This window comes from Streptomyces sp. NBC_00158 (assembly GCF_045160885.1).
Taxonomy (GTDB): Bacteria; Actinomycetota; Actinomycetes; order Streptomycetales; family Streptomycetaceae; genus Streptomyces.
The window spans coordinates 6,046,301-6,061,601 of the sequence record NZ_CP108161.1; the positions used below are offsets into that span (position 1 = coordinate 6,046,301).

General features: G+C 72.0%; 12 protein-coding genes. 7 read left to right on the plus strand and 5 right to left on the minus strand.

The genetic code is table 11. The features are described from left to right. Window positions 1–20 precede the first annotated feature (20 nt). Window positions 21–2,444, plus strand: coding sequence for a bifunctional (p)ppGpp synthetase/guanosine-3',5'-bis(diphosphate) 3'-pyrophosphohydrolase (locus OG553_RS27855; protein ID WP_125817788.1), 2,424 nt, complete (start codon window positions 21–23; stop codon window positions 2,442–2,444). Between the two features lie 101 nt (window positions 2,445–2,545). Here OG553_RS27855 and OG553_RS27860 read toward each other — a convergent pair whose 3' ends face one another. From OG553_RS27860 to OG553_RS27870, 3 genes are all read right to left on the minus strand, one after another. After that, a complete protein-coding gene (locus OG553_RS27860) occupies window positions 2,546–3,796 on the minus strand; it encodes a mannosyltransferase family protein (protein ID WP_405981595.1) in 1,251 nt (416 codons plus the stop codon). A 197-nt stretch (window positions 3,797–3,993) separates the two neighbouring features. Then, entirely contained in the window at window positions 3,994–5,223 is a 1,230-nt protein-coding gene (locus OG553_RS27865) for a DUF349 domain-containing protein (RefSeq protein ID WP_405981596.1), read from the minus strand. A 187-nt stretch (window positions 5,224–5,410) separates the two neighbouring features. Beyond that, window positions 5,411–6,193, minus strand: coding sequence for a peptidylprolyl isomerase (locus OG553_RS27870; RefSeq protein WP_405981597.1), 783 nt, complete (start codon window positions 6,191–6,193; stop codon window positions 5,411–5,413). Window positions 6,194–6,345: 152 nt separating this feature from the next. Between OG553_RS27870 and OG553_RS27875 the strand changes: the two genes are divergently transcribed. The 5 genes from OG553_RS27875 (at window position 6,346) to OG553_RS27895 (ending at window position 11,360) form a co-directional block, all read left to right on the plus strand. Then, the gene (locus OG553_RS27875) at window positions 6,346–7,056 is read left to right on the plus strand and encodes an MBL fold metallo-hydrolase (protein WP_405981598.1); all 711 of its coding nucleotides are present in this window, start codon (window positions 6,346–6,348) and stop codon (window positions 7,054–7,056) included. A gap of 8 nt (window positions 7,057–7,064) precedes the next feature. Further along, complete coding sequence (hisS, locus tag OG553_RS27880; RefSeq protein ID WP_405981599.1) at window positions 7,065–8,324, plus strand: histidine--tRNA ligase; 1,260 nt, start codon at window positions 7,065–7,067, stop codon at window positions 8,322–8,324. Between the two features lie 186 nt (window positions 8,325–8,510). Next, window positions 8,511–9,125, plus strand: a complete 615-nt coding sequence (locus OG553_RS27885; protein ID WP_405981600.1) for a vitamin K epoxide reductase family protein — start codon at window positions 8,511–8,513, stop codon at window positions 9,123–9,125. 40 nt (window positions 9,126–9,165) lie between these two features. Beyond that, a complete protein-coding gene (locus tag OG553_RS27890; RefSeq protein WP_405981601.1) occupies window positions 9,166–10,518 on the plus strand; it encodes a replication-associated recombination protein A in 1,353 nt (450 codons plus the stop codon). Between the two features lie 164 nt (window positions 10,519–10,682). Further along, complete coding sequence (locus OG553_RS27895) at window positions 10,683–11,360, plus strand: HNH endonuclease family protein (RefSeq protein ID WP_405981602.1); 678 nt, start codon at window positions 10,683–10,685, stop codon at window positions 11,358–11,360. 4 nt (window positions 11,361–11,364) lie between these two features. Here the strand turns inward: OG553_RS27895 and OG553_RS27900 are convergent, their stop codons facing one another. Next, on the minus strand, window positions 11,365–12,081 hold the full coding sequence (locus tag OG553_RS27900) for a DUF2470 domain-containing protein (protein ID WP_405981603.1): 717 nt from the start codon (window positions 12,079–12,081) through the stop codon (window positions 11,365–11,367). Window positions 12,082–12,340: 259 nt separating this feature from the next. Between OG553_RS27900 and rpsD the strand changes: the two genes are divergently transcribed. Further along, entirely contained in the window at window positions 12,341–12,952 is a 612-nt protein-coding gene (rpsD, locus tag OG553_RS27905) for a 30S ribosomal protein S4 (RefSeq protein WP_365156943.1), read from the plus strand. Window positions 12,953–12,969: 17 nt separating this feature from the next. On the opposite strand, the gene OG553_RS27910 is transcribed toward rpsD, so the two are convergent. Continuing rightward, on the minus strand, window positions 12,970–15,129 hold the full coding sequence (locus OG553_RS27910; RefSeq protein WP_405981604.1) for an ATP-binding protein: 2,160 nt from the start codon (window positions 15,127–15,129) through the stop codon (window positions 12,970–12,972). Between the last annotated feature and the right edge of the window lie 172 nt (window positions 15,130–15,301).

Genomic DNA, 15,301 nt, shown 5'->3' on the forward strand with positions numbered 1-15,301 from the left:
GGACCCCCAGAGGAGCGCTCTTGCCAGACGAGGTCCAGCCACTCTCCGCCGCACAGCCCGACCCGAAGGCCGACCCGGCCGCGGCGGCCGCTGCCACGCCCCCGCCGGCCCCGCCGGTCAAGCCCGTGCCGGCCAGGCCGGCCGGGTCCTCCAACCGGGTGCGCGCCAGGCTGGCGCGCCTCGGCGTGCAGCGTTCCAACCCGTACAACCCGGTCCTGGAACCCCTGCTCCGCATAGTCCGCAGCAACGACCCGAAGATCGAGACGGCGACGCTGCGGCAGATCGAGCAGGCCTACCAGGTCGCCGAACGCTGGCACCGCGGCCAGAAGCGCAAGAGCGGCGACCCGTACATCACCCACCCGCTCGCGGTGACCACCATCCTCGCCGAGCTGGGCATGGACCCCGCCACCCTGATGGCCGGCCTGCTGCACGACACCGTCGAGGACACCGAGTACGGCCTGGAGCAGCTGCGCCGCGACTTCGGCGACGCGGTCGCCCTCCTCGTCGACGGCGTCACCAAGCTCGACCGGGTCAAGTTCGGCGAGGCGGCGCAGGCAGAGACCGTCCGCAAGATGGTCGTCGCCATGGCCAAGGACCCGCGCGTCCTGGTGATCAAGCTCGCCGACCGCCTGCACAACATGCGCACCATGCGCTACCTCAAGCGGGAGAAGCAGGAGAAGAAGGCCCGCGAGACCCTTGAGATCTACGCGCCGCTGGCTCACCGCCTCGGCATGAACACGATCAAGTGGGAGCTGGAGGACCTCGCCTTCGCGATCCTCTACCCCAAGATGTACGACGAGATCGTGCGGCTCGTCGCCGAGCGGGCGCCCAAGCGCGACGAGTACCTCGCCGTCGTCACCGACGAGGTGATGGTCGACCTGCGCGCCGCCCGGATCAAGGCCACCGTCACCGGCAGACCCAAGCACTACTACAGCGTCTACCAGAAGATGATCGTCCGCGGCCGTGACTTCGCGGAGATCTACGACCTGGTGGGCATCCGCGTCCTCGTGGACACCGTCCGGGACTGCTACGCCGCCCTCGGCACGGTGCACGCGCGCTGGAACCCGGTCCCCGGCCGGTTCAAGGACTACATCGCGATGCCCAAGTTCAACATGTACCAGTCGCTCCACACGACGGTCATCGGGCCCAGCGGCAAGCCGGTCGAACTCCAGATCCGCACCTTCGACATGCACCGCCGCGCCGAGTACGGCATCGCCGCGCACTGGAAGTACAAGCAGCAGACCGTCGCCGGCGCCTCCAAGGTCCGCACCGACGTCCCGCAGGCCGCCAAGGGCAGCGCCGGCCAGGACACCGTCAACGACATGGCGTGGCTGCGCCAGCTGCTCGACTGGCAGAAGGAGACCGAGGACCCGGGCGAGTTCCTCGACTCGCTGCGCTTCGACCTCTCCCGCAACGAGGTGTTCGTCTTCACCCCCAAGGGCGACGTCATCGCGCTGCCCGCCGGCGCGACCTCCGTGGACTTCGCGTACGCGGTCCACACCGAAGTCGGCCACCGCACCATAGGGGCGCGGGTCAACGGGCGGCTCGTGCCGCTCGAATCGACCCTGGACAACGGCGACCTGGTCGAGGTGTTCACCTCCAAGGCCGAGGGCGCGGGCCCGTCCCGCGACTGGCTCGGCTTCGTCAAGTCCCCGCGGGCCCGCAACAAGATCCGCGCCTGGTTCTCCAAGGAGCGCCGCGACGAGGCCATCGAGCACGGCAAGGACGCCATCGCGCGGGCCATGCGCAAGCAGAACCTGCCGATCCAGCGCATCCTGACGGGCGACTCCCTCGTCACCCTGGCGCACGAGATGCGCTACCCCGACATCTCCTCCCTGTACGCGGCGATCGGCGAGGGCCACGTGGCCGCGCAGGGCGTCGTGCAGAAGCTGGTGCAGGCCCTCGGCGGCGAGGAGGCCGCCAACGAGGACATCGAGGAGAGCGTCCCGCCGTCCCGCGCCCGCACCAAGCGGCGCGGCAACGCCGACCCGGGCGTGGTCGTCAAGGGCGTCGAGGACGTGTGGGTGAAGCTGGCCCGCTGCTGCACCCCGGTGCCGGGCGACCCGATCATCGGGTTCGTCACGCGCGGCAGTGGCGTATCGGTTCACCGCGCCGACTGCGTCAACGTCGACTCCCTCTCCCAGCAGCCCGAGCGGATGCTGGAGGTGGAGTGGGCGCCGACCCAGTCCTCCGTCTTCCTGGTCGCCATCCAGGTCGAGGCGCTGGACCGGTCCCGGCTGCTGTCGGACGTCACCCGGGTCCTGTCGGACCAGCACGTGAACATCCTCTCGGCGGCCGTGCAGACCTCCCGGGACCGGGTGGCCACCTCCCGGTTCACCTTCGAGATGGGCGACCCCAAGCACCTGGGCCACGTCCTGAAGGCCGTACGGGGCGTCGAGGGCGTCTACGACGTCTACCGCGTCACCTCCGCCCGCCGGCCGTAGGCCGCAGGCCGTAGGCCGCAGGCCGGGCCCGGCACCGCAGACGGCTGTGGGCGCCACCCCCGAGGGGGTGGCGCCCACAGCCGCGTCGGGGACCGGCCCGGTCAGGGGCAGCCCCACCAGACGAAGTTGAGGTTGCCGCCGAAGAGCGCGGAGACGGCCGTGGCCGAACCGAGGATCCACACCACGGTGCTCCTGCGGGCCCGGGCGAGGGCCAGCGCGAAGGGGAACAGCAGCGGGAACGCCGGCATGATGAAGCGCATCTTCGAGAAGTAGAAGCCCGCTCCGCCCAGCGCCATCAGCATGATCATGGCCGCGAAGACCCAGACGACCATGGGGGGCCGGCGCCTGCGCGTCATCAGGACGAACAGCACCACGGCCGTGACCACCGTCAGCGAGACCACCACGTGGTTGAGGGTGGTGTGCACCTCGGTGAAGGTCTTCTTCAGCTCGTTGAGGGTGTCGAAGCCGCCGTCGTAGACCGATCCCCACCGGCGCTGGAGCTCGAAGTAGCCGTCCCAGCGGCCGAAGTGCCAGCCGACGTAGCCCACGTACCCGAACCAGCCCAGCGGGGCGATCAGCGAGGCCGCCACGATCCGGCCCACGGCCGGACGCTGCGCACGCCGCTTGCGGCGCCACTGCACGTACTCCCAGACGCCCGCCAGCACCACGGCCGCGACGATCGCCGAACCGGAGGGGCGGGTCGCCCCGGCGAAGAAGGCCAGCACGCCGGCCGTCAGCCAGGACTTCGTCATCACCGCGTACATCGCCCACACCGAAAGGGCGAGGAACAGCGGCTCGGTGTACGCCATCGACTGGACCAGGGCCGCCGGCACGATCGCGAACAGGGCGCAGGTGAACAGCGCCACCCGGCGCCCGTAGATCTTGTCGGTGACGGCGAAGATGCCCCACGCGGCGACCAGCGAGGCGAACAGCGCCAGCCCCAGCGCCACCCCGCTCACGGGCAGGTGCGTGGCGTACGAGATCCACCGCACCAGCGTCGGATAGACCGGGAAGAACGCCATCTGGCAGCTCGGTCCCGCGAAGGCGCAGGGCGAGGGGGTCGCCAGCGGAGCCGTCAGGCCGTTCTCGGCGATGTGCAGGTAGTAGACGGCGTCCCAGCGCCCGCCCAGGATCTCCAGCGGCTTCACGCCCTTGCGGTCGGCCCAGAGCGCCATCACGAGGAGCCCGGTGGCGCGCAGCGCGACGTGGACCAGCAGCGCCTTGCGGGCACGCTTCAGACTGGCGAGTACGCGCCGCCCGGCGCCCAGGGGCGCCGAGTCCTTCTTGCTGGTGACCGGCCGGGCAACGAGGAGCGGGTCGGGGACATCAGCGCGTATCTGGGTGTGCGTCACATTCGATCCTGGTCGTTGCCCGGCAGAAGGCCGCCGGGGCGGCACCGTACAACGGTACACAGGTGACAGGTGCTGCCCGTGCGCACCCTGGGCCCGAGCCGCGTAACGAACAGGACTCACAAAAAGGACGGGCACCACCGGACGGAACCGGCGGTGCCCATCGATCGCCGCCCTCCTCGCGGAAGGCCGCGGCGGCGTCAGCCGCCGAACTCCTCCAGGCCCTTGAGCGCCTGGTCCAGCAGGGCCTGCCGGCCCTCCAGCTCACGCGCCAGCTTGTCGGCCTTCGTGTTGTTGCCGGCCGCGCGCGCCGCGTCGATCTGGCCGCGCAGCTTGTCGACGGCCGCCTGCAGCTGCCCCGTCAGACCGGCCGCACGGGCCCGCGCCTCCGGGTTCGTACGGCGCCACTCGCCCTCCTCGGCCTCCTGGATGGCCCGCTCCACGGCGTGCATCCGGCCCTCGACCTTGGGACGGGCGTCGCGCGGCACGTGGCCGATGCCCTCCCAGCGCTCGTTGATGGAGCGGAACGCGGCCCGCGCCGCCTTCAGGTCCGTCACCGGGACGAGCTTCTCCGCCTCGACGGCCAGCTCCTCCTTCAGCTTCAGGTTCTCGACCTGCTCGGCGTCGCGCTCCGCGAAGACCTCGCCGCGCGCCGCGAAGAACACGTCCTGGGCACCGCGGAAACGGTTCCACAGGTCGTCCTCGGACTCGCGCTGCGCCCGGCCGGCCGCCTTCCAGCTGTCCATCAGCTCGCGGTAGCGGGCGGCCGTCGGACCCCAGTCCGTCGACTTCGACAGCGACTCGGCCTCCGCGACCAGCTTCTCCTTGGCCTTGCGGGCGTCCTCGCGCTGCGCGTCCAGCGCGGCGAAGTGGGCCTTGCGGCGCTTGGAGAAGGCAGAGCGGGCGTGCGAGAAGCGGTGCCACAGCTCGTCGTCCGACTTGCGGTCGAGCCGGGGCAGACCCTTCCAGATGTCCACCAGCGCGCGCAGCCGCTCACCGGCGCTGCGCCACTGGTCGCTCTGCGCCAGCTGCTCGGCCTCGGTGACCAGGGCGTCCTTGGCCGTACGGGCCTCGTCGGCCTGCTTGGCCTTCTGGACCTTGCGCTCCTCGCGCCGCGAGTCCACCGACGCCACCAGCTTGTCGAGCCGGACGCGCAGCGCCTCCAGGTCGCCCACGGCGTGGTGCTCGTCCACCTGGGTACGCAGGTGCTCGATCGCCGTCTGGGCGTCCTTGGCGGACAGATCGGTGGTCCGAACCCGCCGTTCGAGGAGGCCGATCTCGACCACCAAGCCCTCGTACTTGCGCTCGAAGTAGGCCAGGGCCTCCTCGGGGGTGCCCGCCTGCCACGAGCCGACGACCTGCTCGCCCTCGGAAGTACGCACGTACACGGTGCCGGTCTCGTCGACTCGGCCCCACGGGTCGCTGCTCACAGCGCCTCCTCCACCTGATGCCCGCCGGGGTGGACCCCGGGCATCGTCCACAGTTTCCTGGGGCGGGCAGCGCCCGCCCTGCACAACGCCAACATAGGCGACCGCCGGGCCGGCTGTCCGCATCCCGCACGACGGAATATCGACGTACGGGCGGCGGGCCGGCCGGGCCCGGGGCCGCGGTGCCCCGTCAGTTCTTGGTGACGGTGCCCTTCTCGATGGTCACCGGGGTCTTGGGGGCCCCGTCCTGGGCTCCGTCGGCGGTCCCGGCCTTGGCCACCTCCTCCAGCACCTTCAGACCGGCCGCGTCGATCTTCCCGAAGGGGGTGTAGGACGGGGCGAGCGGGCTGTCCTTGTAGACGAGGAAGAACTGGCTGCCGCCGGTGCCGGGACGGCCGGTATTGGCCATCGCGACCGTGCCGGCCGGGTAGACCACCTGCCCCTGCCCGTTCGGCTTGCCCAGGGAGTCCAGGTTCTCGTCCGGGATGTTGTAGCCGGGGCCGCCCGTGCCGGTGCCCTCCGGGTCGCCGCACTGGAGGACGAAGATCCCGCCGGTCACCAGGCGGTGGCACTTGGTCTTGTCGAAGAAGCCCTTGTCGGCGAGCGACTTGAACGAGTTGACCGTCTGGGGGGTCTTCGCGGCGTCCATCTCGAACTTCACGTCGCCCGCGCTGGTCTTCAGGTCGAAGGTGTACTTCGCCTTGTCGTCGATCGCCATGGCGGGGGACGGGGACTTCTTCGGCGTCGGCGCCGACGGCGACGCCGAGGGGTCGGCCGCCGAGTCCTCGGTGTCCTTCCCGTCGAACACGCCGCCCACCACGAGGCCGACCAGCGTGGCGATCACCACGGCCGAGGCCGCACCGATGACCGCCAGGCGCTGCCGCGATTTGCGCCGGGCCTCCGCGCGGCGCTTCTGCTGGCGCTCGTACTTCTCCCTGGCGAGCTGTCGCCGACGCTGATCGCTCGTGACCACCGGGTCGTCTCCTTGTACGTCTCTGGTACCGCTGTCCGGGCTGGGTTAGGCCGTACCGTATATGGGTTCGCTGTGTAATGAGGGGCGCCGGTAGGCTCTGAGCAGCAGATTCCGATCCGCTGCCTCCCGCCGGACGACGATTGAGGACGAACGTGCTGATTGCCGGATTCCCCGCCGGGGCCTGGGGCACCAACTGCTACCTGGTCGCCCCCGCCGCCGGTGAGGAGTGCGTCATCATCGACCCGGGCCACCAGGCGGCCCAGGGCGTCGAGGAGACGTTGAAGAAGCACCGGCTCAAGCCCGTCGCCGTCGTCCTCACCCACGGCCACATCGATCATGTGGCCTCGGTGGTCCCGGTGTGCGGAGCACACGACGTACCGGCCTGGATCCACCCCGAGGACCGCTACATGATGAGCGACCCGGAGAAGGCGCTCGGCCGCTCCATCGGCATGCCGCTCATGGGGGAGCTGACCGTCGGCGAGCCGGACGACGTCCGCGAGCTGACCGACGGCGCCGCCCTGGAACTGGCCGGGATGGAGTTCTCGGTGGCGCACGCGCCCGGGCATACCAAGGGGTCGGTGACCTTCCGGATGCCCGAGCGGGCGGACGTACCGCCCGTCTTCTTCTCGGGCGACCTGCTGTTCGCCGGCTCCATCGGACGCACCGACCTGCCCGGCGGCTCCCACGCCGACATGCTCCAGTCGCTGGCCCGCGTGTGCCTGCCGCTGGACGACTCGACCGTGGTGCTGTCCGGCCACGGTCCCCAGACCACCATCGGCCGCGAGCGCGCGACCAACCCGTACCTCCGGGAAGTCGCCGCGGGCCTGGGGGACGGCACCGCCGCCCCACGACGAGGAATGTGACGAGTTTCGTGAGCACCTTCAAGGCCCCCAAGGGCACCTACGACCTGCTTCCGCCCCGGTCCGCCACCTTCCTGGCGGTGCGCGAGGCGATCGCCGCACCCCTGAAGAACTCGGGCTACGGGTACGTCGAGACCCCCGGCTTCGAGGACGTGAAGCTGTTCTCCCGCGGGGTCGGCGAGTCCACCGACATCGTCTCCAAGGAGATGTACACCCTCACGACCAAGGGCGGCGACGAGCTGGCCCTGCGCCCGGAGGGCACCGCCTCCGTACTGCGCGCGGCGCTGCAGGGCAACCTGCACAAGCTCGGCGGCCTGCCCGTCAAGCTCTGGTACTCCGGCTCCTACTACCGCTACGAGCGGGCGCAGGCGGGCCGGTACCGCCACTTCTCGCAGGTCGGAGCCGAGGCCATCGGCGCCGAGGACCCGGCCCTGGACGCCGAGCTGATCATCCTCGCGGACCAGGCGTACCGCTCGCTGGGCCTGCGCAACTTCCGCATCCTGCTGAACTCGCTCGGCGACAAGGAGTGCCGCCCGGTGTACCGGGAGGCGCTCCAGGGCTTCCTGCGCGGCCTCGACCTCGACGAGGAGACCGTCCGCCGGGCCGAGATCAACCCGCTGCGCGTCCTCGACGACAAGCGGCCCGAGGTGCAGAAGCAGCTCGTGGGCGCCCCGGTGCTGCGCGACTACCTGTGCGACGCGTGCAAGGCGTACCACGAGGAGGTCCGGGCCCTGGTCACGGCCGCCGGGGTCGCCTTCGAGGACGACGAGAAGCTCGTGCGCGGCCTCGACTACTACACCCGCACCACCTTCGAGTTCGTCCACGACGGCCTGGGCTCGCAGTCCGCGGTCGGCGGCGGCGGCCGCTACGACGGCCTGTCCGAGATGATCGGCGGCCCGGCGCTGCCGTCCGTCGGCTGGGCGCTCGGCGTGGACCGCACCGTCCTCGCCCTCGAAGCGGAGGGCGTCGAGCTGGACATCCCCGCCGCGACGTCGGTGTTCGCGATCGCGCTGGGCGAGGCCAAGCCCGCCGTCTTCGGACTGGTGACCGAGCTGCGCCGGGCCGGGATCGCGGCCGACATGTCCTACGGTGGAAAGGGCCTCAAGGGCGCCATGAAGGACGCCAACCGCAGCGGTGCGCGCCTCGCCGTCGTCGCGGGCGACCGCGACCTCGCCGAGGGCGTCGTCCAGCTCAAGGACATGGAGTCCGGCGAGCAGGCCGCCCTGGCCGTCGCCGACGTGGTCGCCGAGGTGCGGGCCCGTCTGGCCTGACGCCGAGCCGTCCGCCGGGGGCGGGGCGGGGGAGTCCTCCCCGCCCCGCCCCCGGCGTTCTGCGGGGTCCCGCCCGGGGTGTCTTTCGCGCCGTCCTTATCTCCCGCGAACGGATGGCGCACAGCGCCGTACGGCACAATGGCCCCTGCTTGATGACCTTGCGGAAGCGGAGCGGGCGGGATCGGGATGACGACAACAGGCGCAGGCGCGGACACCGCTCCGCGGACCTTCGGCGGGAGCCGGGCGCTGGCCCTGCTGCTGGTCATCACCGGAGCGGCGGGCCTGCTGGCCGCCTGGGTGATCACCATCGACAAGTTCAAGCTGCTGGAGGACCCGAACTTCGTCCCGGGCTGCTCCCTGAACCCGGTCGTCTCCTGCGGCAACATCATGAAGAGCGAGCAGGCGGCCGTCTTCGGCTTCCCCAACCCGATGCTCGGCCTCGTCGCCTACGGCATCGTGATCTGCGTCGGCATGAGCCTGCTGGCCGGGGCCCGGTTCGGCCGCTGGTACTGGCTGACCCTGAACGCCGGCACCCTCTTCGGCGTCGGGTTCTGCGCCTGGCTGATGTACCAGTCCCTGTACAACATCAACTCGCTCTGCCTGTGGTGCTGCCTGGCCTGGGTCGCCACCATCCTGATGTTCTGGTACGTCACCTCGCACAACGTGCGCCAGGGCCTGCTGCCCGCCCCCGGCTGGCTGCGCGGCTTCCTGGACGAGTTCACCTGGGTGCTGCCCGTACTGCACATCGGGATCATCGGCATGCTGATCCTGACCCGCTGGTGGGACTTCTGGACCTCCTGAGTCCCGCCGGGCTGTCGGTGGCCTCGCATAGGCTTCCGGTGTGGAACCAGATCTCTTCACCGCCGCAGCCGAGGACCGCCTGGAGAAGGACCCCGCGAGCTCCCCGCTCGCCGTCCGCATGCGCCCGCGCAACCTGGACGAGGTCGTTGGCCAGCAGCACCTGCTGAAGCCCGGCTCCCCGCTGCGCCGGCTGGTCGGGGAGGGCGCCGGAGGACCGGCCGGAGCCTCGTCGGTGATCCTCTGGGGCCCGCCCGGCATCGGCAAGACCACCCTCGCGTACGTGGTCAGCCAGGCCACCCGGAAGCGGTTCGTCGAACTGTCCGCGATCACCGCGGGCGTCAAGGAGGTCCGGGCCGTCATCGAGGGCGCCAAGCGCGCCGCCGGCGGCTACGGCAAGGAGACCGTCCTCTTCCTCGACGAGATCCACCGCTTCAGCAAGGCGCAGCAGGACTCCCTGCTGCCCGCCGTGGAGAACCGCTGGGTCACCCTGATCGCGGCGACCACGGAGAACCCGTACTTCTCGATCATCTCCCCGCTGCTTTCGCGCTCCCTGCTCCTGACCCTGGAGCCGCTGACCGACGAGGACCTGACCGCCCTGATGCGGCGCGCGCTGGCGGAGGAGCGGGGCCTGGGCGGGGCCGTGTCCCTGCCCGCCGACGCCGAGGCGCACCTGCTGCGCATCGCCGGCGGAGACGCCCGGCGGGCGCTCACCGCACTGGAGGCGGGGGCCGGCTCGGCCATCGCCAAGGGCGAGGAGGAGATCACCCTCCAGACGCTGGAGGAGGCCGTCGACCGGGCGGCCGTCCGCTACGACAAGGACGGCGACCAGCACTACGACGTGGCCAGCGCCCTGATCAAGTCGATCAGGGGCTCGGACGTGGACGCCGCGCTGCACTACCTGGCCCGGATGATCGAGGCGGGGGAGGACCCCCGGTTCATCGCGCGGCGCCTGATGATCTCCGCGAGCGAGGACATCGGCCTGGCGGACCCGACGGCACTGCCGCTGGCCGTGGCGGCCGCCCAGGCGGTGGCGATGATCGGCTTCCCGGAGGCCGCGCTGACCCTCTCGCACGCGACGATCGCGCTGGCGCTGGCCCCGAAGTCGAACACCGCCACGACCGCGATCGGCGCGGCGCTGGCCGACGTGCGGGCGGGGCTGGCCGGGACCGTGCCGGCGCACCTGCGGGACGGGCACTACAAGGGCGCGGCCAAGCTGGGGCACGCGGTGGGGTACGTCTACCCGCACGACGTGCCGGGCGCGATCGCCGCGCAGCAGTACGCGCCGGACGAGATCCACGGGAAGCGGTACTACGAGCCGACGCGGTACGGGGCGGAGGCGCGGTACGCGGACGTGGTGGACAAGGTCCGCGAGCGGCTCCGCGGGGGCCCCTGACCCGGCGGGGCTATGAATGGCCGCGCCGGCGTTTGAGGCGCGGGCGCGGTAGCGCCGTGTCTTGAGCCGCGCCCGGCGATTGAGGGCGAGAACGGGTGAAGGGCGGGTAGGGGACAGCCCGCGCAGCGGTGGCCCGGAGGGTGCGGGGGGCCTAGGCTCCGGGCATGCACCGCCGTGCCCTGCTCGTCGCCGCCGCGCTGCTCGCCGCCGGGTGCCAGAGCGCGGGCGTCGCGTACCGTCCCGTACCGCTCGCAGGGGCGGGGTTCCCCCCGGACAAGACCACCGCCGAGGTACAGCTGGCCGGGCTGAGCGTCGAGTGGGGCAAGAACTGGCAGACCTACGAGCGCGAGGAATTCGGCCGGTACTGGTCCGACGAGACCGACGCGGTCGGCGGGCGCAACGGCTGCGACACCCGGGACGACGTGCTGCGCAGGGACCTCTCCGAGCTGCGCGAGGGGGACCGCAACCCCTGCGTGGTGGTCTCCGGGGTGCTGCACGACCCCTACACCGGCAAGGAGCTCCCGTACTCCTACCGGCGGGCCTCGCAGATCCAGACCGACCACGTCGTCGCGCTGGGCGCGGCCTGGCGGGCGGGCGCGTACGCCTGGACGCCGCAGCGCAGGCTGGAGTACGCCAACGACCTCGACGTGCTGCTCGCCGTGGACAAGCGGACCAACCAGGACAAGGGCAGCAGGACCGCCGACAAGTGGCGGCCGCCGCGGCAGGCCTACTGGTGCGAGTACGGGCGCCGCTACACCGGCATCAAGGCCAAGTACCGGCTGTCCGTCACGCCGCCCGAGAAGCTCGCCCTCCAGGAGCTGCTGGCGGCGTGCCCCCGTTGAGGCCTCAGCGCGCGGCGGCGGCGAACAGGGCGCGCATGGCCCGGCGCAGGCCGCAGACGTCCGCGACCGGCTCCGGGAAGTCGAAGCGGGCGTCGAAGGCGGCGCGCCCGGGCCCGCCGGTGAAGCGCACGCGCAGCCCGAGCCGGTCCAGGGCCAGCGGGACGGCCGTCATCCCGGCCGTCTCCCGGGAGCCCAGCAGCCCGCACAGGTCGGCGACGCGCTCGGCGTGGGCGGCGGCGAGGTGCTGGAGGAGCTCCGTCTCGTGTGCGGCGAGCGGGTCGGGCTCGGCGGCCGCCAGGTCGTCCGGGTCCACCGGCCCGGCGCCCCACAGGTCCTCCAGCGCGATCTCGCCGAGCTCCAGGCGCAGCATCATCCAGGCGGGGCGGCCGGCGTACGGCGGGTCCTGCGACTCGGTCAGCCCCAGAAGCTCGCCCACCGGGTGCCGCTCCGCGAGCAGTGCCGCGCAGACCGAGCGGTCGTCGCCGCGGACCGGCGTCAGCCACCCGGCGAGGCGGGCGCGGGCTCGGATACGATGGGGCACGGACACCGGCGCCACGTCCGTGATCTCGATCACGGCGGGGAGGTCGTCGTCCTGGGCGTGAGCGGCAGCCCTGGCAGCCGCGGATTCCCCTGACACCAGGAGGATCACGTCCCCGTCCGGGGTGACGGTCCGCGCGGCCGGCACCCCTGTCCACCACTCCGCCTGGTCGAAGGACCGCACCTGGTCGAAGGCACCCGGCAGCGTGAGGGATACTGAGGCGTTGGACTCTACGAGGGTTCGTACGCGTTCGGCTCCGGTGAGCTGCCGAACGCCTTCCCTGGGACGCGGCTGACCTTGCTTATCGTCGGCGCAAGCGGATTCTGTTTCGTCTGAATCCGAACTGCGGCGCGCACTGGGCAGGGGGATCCCATGTGGTCGAGACATTACGTCCTCCTCGATAAGGTAAGCCTCACCTAACTTACATGGAGGTAGGTTCCCCGTGAACCAGAAGCGACCCAAGGTCAAGAAGTCTCGCGCTCTCGGCATCGCCCTGACGCCGAAGGCCGTCAAGTACTTCGAGGCCCGCCCCTACCCGCCGGGCGAGCACGGCCGTGGCCGCAAGCAGAACTCGGACTACAAGGTCCGTCTGCTCGAGAAGCAGCGTCTGCGCGCCCAGTACGACATCTCCGAGCGCCAGATGGCCCGCGCGTACGACCGCGCGAAGAAGGCCGAGGGCAAGACGGGCGAGGCGCTGGTCGTCGAGCTCGAGCGTCGTCTGGACGCCCTGGTCCTGCGTGCCGGCGTCGCCCGCACCATCTACCAGGCCCGCCAGATGGTCGTCCACGGCCACATCGAGGTCAACGGTGGCAAGGTCGACAAGCCGTCGTTCCGCGTGCGTCCCGACGACGTCATCACGGTCCGCGAGCGCAGCCGCGAGAAGCACCCCTTCCAGGTTGCCCGCGAGGGTGGCTACGCCGGTGAGGGCGAGACCCCGCGCTACCTGCAGGTCAACCTGAAGGCCCTGGCCTTCCGCCTCGACCGCGACCCGAACCGCAAGGAAATCCCGGTCATCTGCGACGAGCAGCTCGTCGTCGAGTACTACGCCCGCTGATCCAGCGGCCGTAGCCCTCACAGGCTGGTATCGGCCCGCCGTCCCCTCCGGGGGGCGGCGGGCCTTTGCGTTGCCGGGCGCCGGCCGGGCACCCACTGCGCCCGCAGCACCAGCGCCTCCACCGTCAGCTGCCGTCCCTCCGCCGCGTACGCCGCGTACCGCTCCGGGCCCAGCACTTCCCCGGCCCGCTCCTGGCACGCCAGCCGGGGCGCGTTGAAGTACCCCGACCCGAACAGCCGCAGCCCCACCCCGTCCCACATCGGCTCCGCCGCCCCCTGGAGCACCGCCGCCTCGGCCGCCGCGCCCTCGGTGACCGTGACCAGCGCCAGCAGCTCCACCGCCAGCACCAGCCCGACCAGGTCCCGGAAGGTGTGGTTCACCGTCACGCACTCGGTGAGCAGCCGCCGCGCCCGCGCCGGGTCCCCCGCGTCCAGGGCCGCGTACGCCAGGACGTACAGGGCGTACGCCTTCGTCCAGCGCTCCCCGCGCTCCAGGCAGATGTCCAGGACCTCCTCGCACAGCGGGACCGCGGCCGCCAGATCGCCCTGGAACGCCAGCGCCATCCCCAGCTCCACCTGGCACATCAGCACGTTGCCGTTCAGCTCCCCGGTCTCCCGGTAGCGCTCCAGCGCCTCGCCCAGCAGCTCGCCCGCCCGGTCCATCTCGTCCGAGACCAGCGCCAGACACCCCAGCCGGTGCACCGCGTACGCGGCCGCCACCCGGTTCCCGGTCCGCTCCGCGCCGTCCCGGCACTCGTGCAGCGCCCCCGTCGAGGCCACCGCGTCACCCTGGAGCGCCGCCACGTACCCCAGCACCCACAGCGCCTTCAGCCGCGAGTCCTCGTACTCCTCGGCCTCCCCCGCCTGCTCGGGGCAGGGCTCCAGGCTGCGCGCCAGCCAGTGCCGGCCCTCGGTCAGCCGGCCGCAGCCCGCCCAGTAGAACCACAGGGTGCCCGCCAGGTACTGCCCCAGGTGCTGCTCCCCGGGCTCCTCCAGGCAGCACTCCAGGGCGAGCCGCAGGTTCGCCAGCTCCGCCTCCACCAGTGCGGCCACTTCCTGCTGGCGCGGACCGAACCAGTCCAGCTCGCACCACGTGGCCAGCCCCACGTACCAGTCCCGGTGCCGCCGCCGCAGCCGCCCGGCGTCGCCCAGCGACTCCAGCCACCCCGCCCCGTACAGCCGTACGGTCTCCAGCATCCGGTAGCGAACCCCCGCCGGCGTCTCCTCCCGGACCAGCACCGACTGCGTGAGCAGCTCCCCGACCAGGTCGAGCACCCCCTCCGCCGGGAGGTCGGGACCCGCGCACACGTACTCGGCGGCGTCCAGGTCGAACCGCCCCGCGAACACCGACAGCCGGGCCCACAGCAGCCGCTGCGCGGGGGTGCACAGCTCGTGGCTCCACCCGATCGCCGTCCGCAGCTCCCGGTGCCGGGGGAGAGCCCCGCGCGCACCGCCGGTCAGCAGCGCGAACCGGTCCTCCAGCCGCGCCAGCACCTGCTCCGGGGACAGCGTCCGCAGCCGGGCCGCGGCCAGCTCCAGGGCCAGCGGGATCCCGTCGAGCCGGGCGCACAGCTCGGTCAGGGCGGGCCGGTTCGCCGCCGTCACCGCGAAGGCCGGGTCGGCGGCCGCCGCCCGTTCGGCCAGCAGCGCCAGGGCCTCGGCCGGGGCGGGCGGGGCCAGCGGGAACAGCGACTCCCCGTCCAGGCCGAGCGGGCACCGGCCGGCCGCGAGCACGCACAGGCCGGGGGAGCGGAGCAGCAGCCCGTGCAGCAGGGCGGCCGTCTCCTCGACCAGCTGCTCGTACCCGTCGAGGACCAGCAGCAGCCGGCGTCCGGCCAGGTGCTCGGCCAGCACCGTACGGGGCGGGCGGACGGTGTGGTCGGTGAGGTGGAGCGCCTCGGCCAGGGTGAACTCCAGCAGCGCGGGATCGCGCACGCCGGACAGCCCGGCCAGCCAGACGCCGTCGCAGTAGCGTTCCTGCGGCTCCCCGGCGGCCGCCCGGGCCGCGGCCAGCGCCAGCCGGGACTTCCCCACCCCGCCCACCCCGGTCACCGTGACCAGCCGGGAGGAGTCCAGGAGCCGCGCCACCCCGGCGAGTTCGGCACCCCGCCCGACGAAGGAACTCAGCTCCGAGGGAAGATTGCCCGACGGCGCACGTCGGGTGGGTCGCTGTCGCATGGGACACGGAGAGTACTGTTCCGGACGCGCCGCGTACAAGGCGGGTCCGCGGGAGCGCGCACCGGACCCGGAATTCCGGTACTGCGGCGGATCTCCGGCGCGATAGGGTCGGAGGAAGACTTTTCTCCGCGGCAGACCCGCGGAGAAACCGTGGGCAAGCAGATCAGGGAGC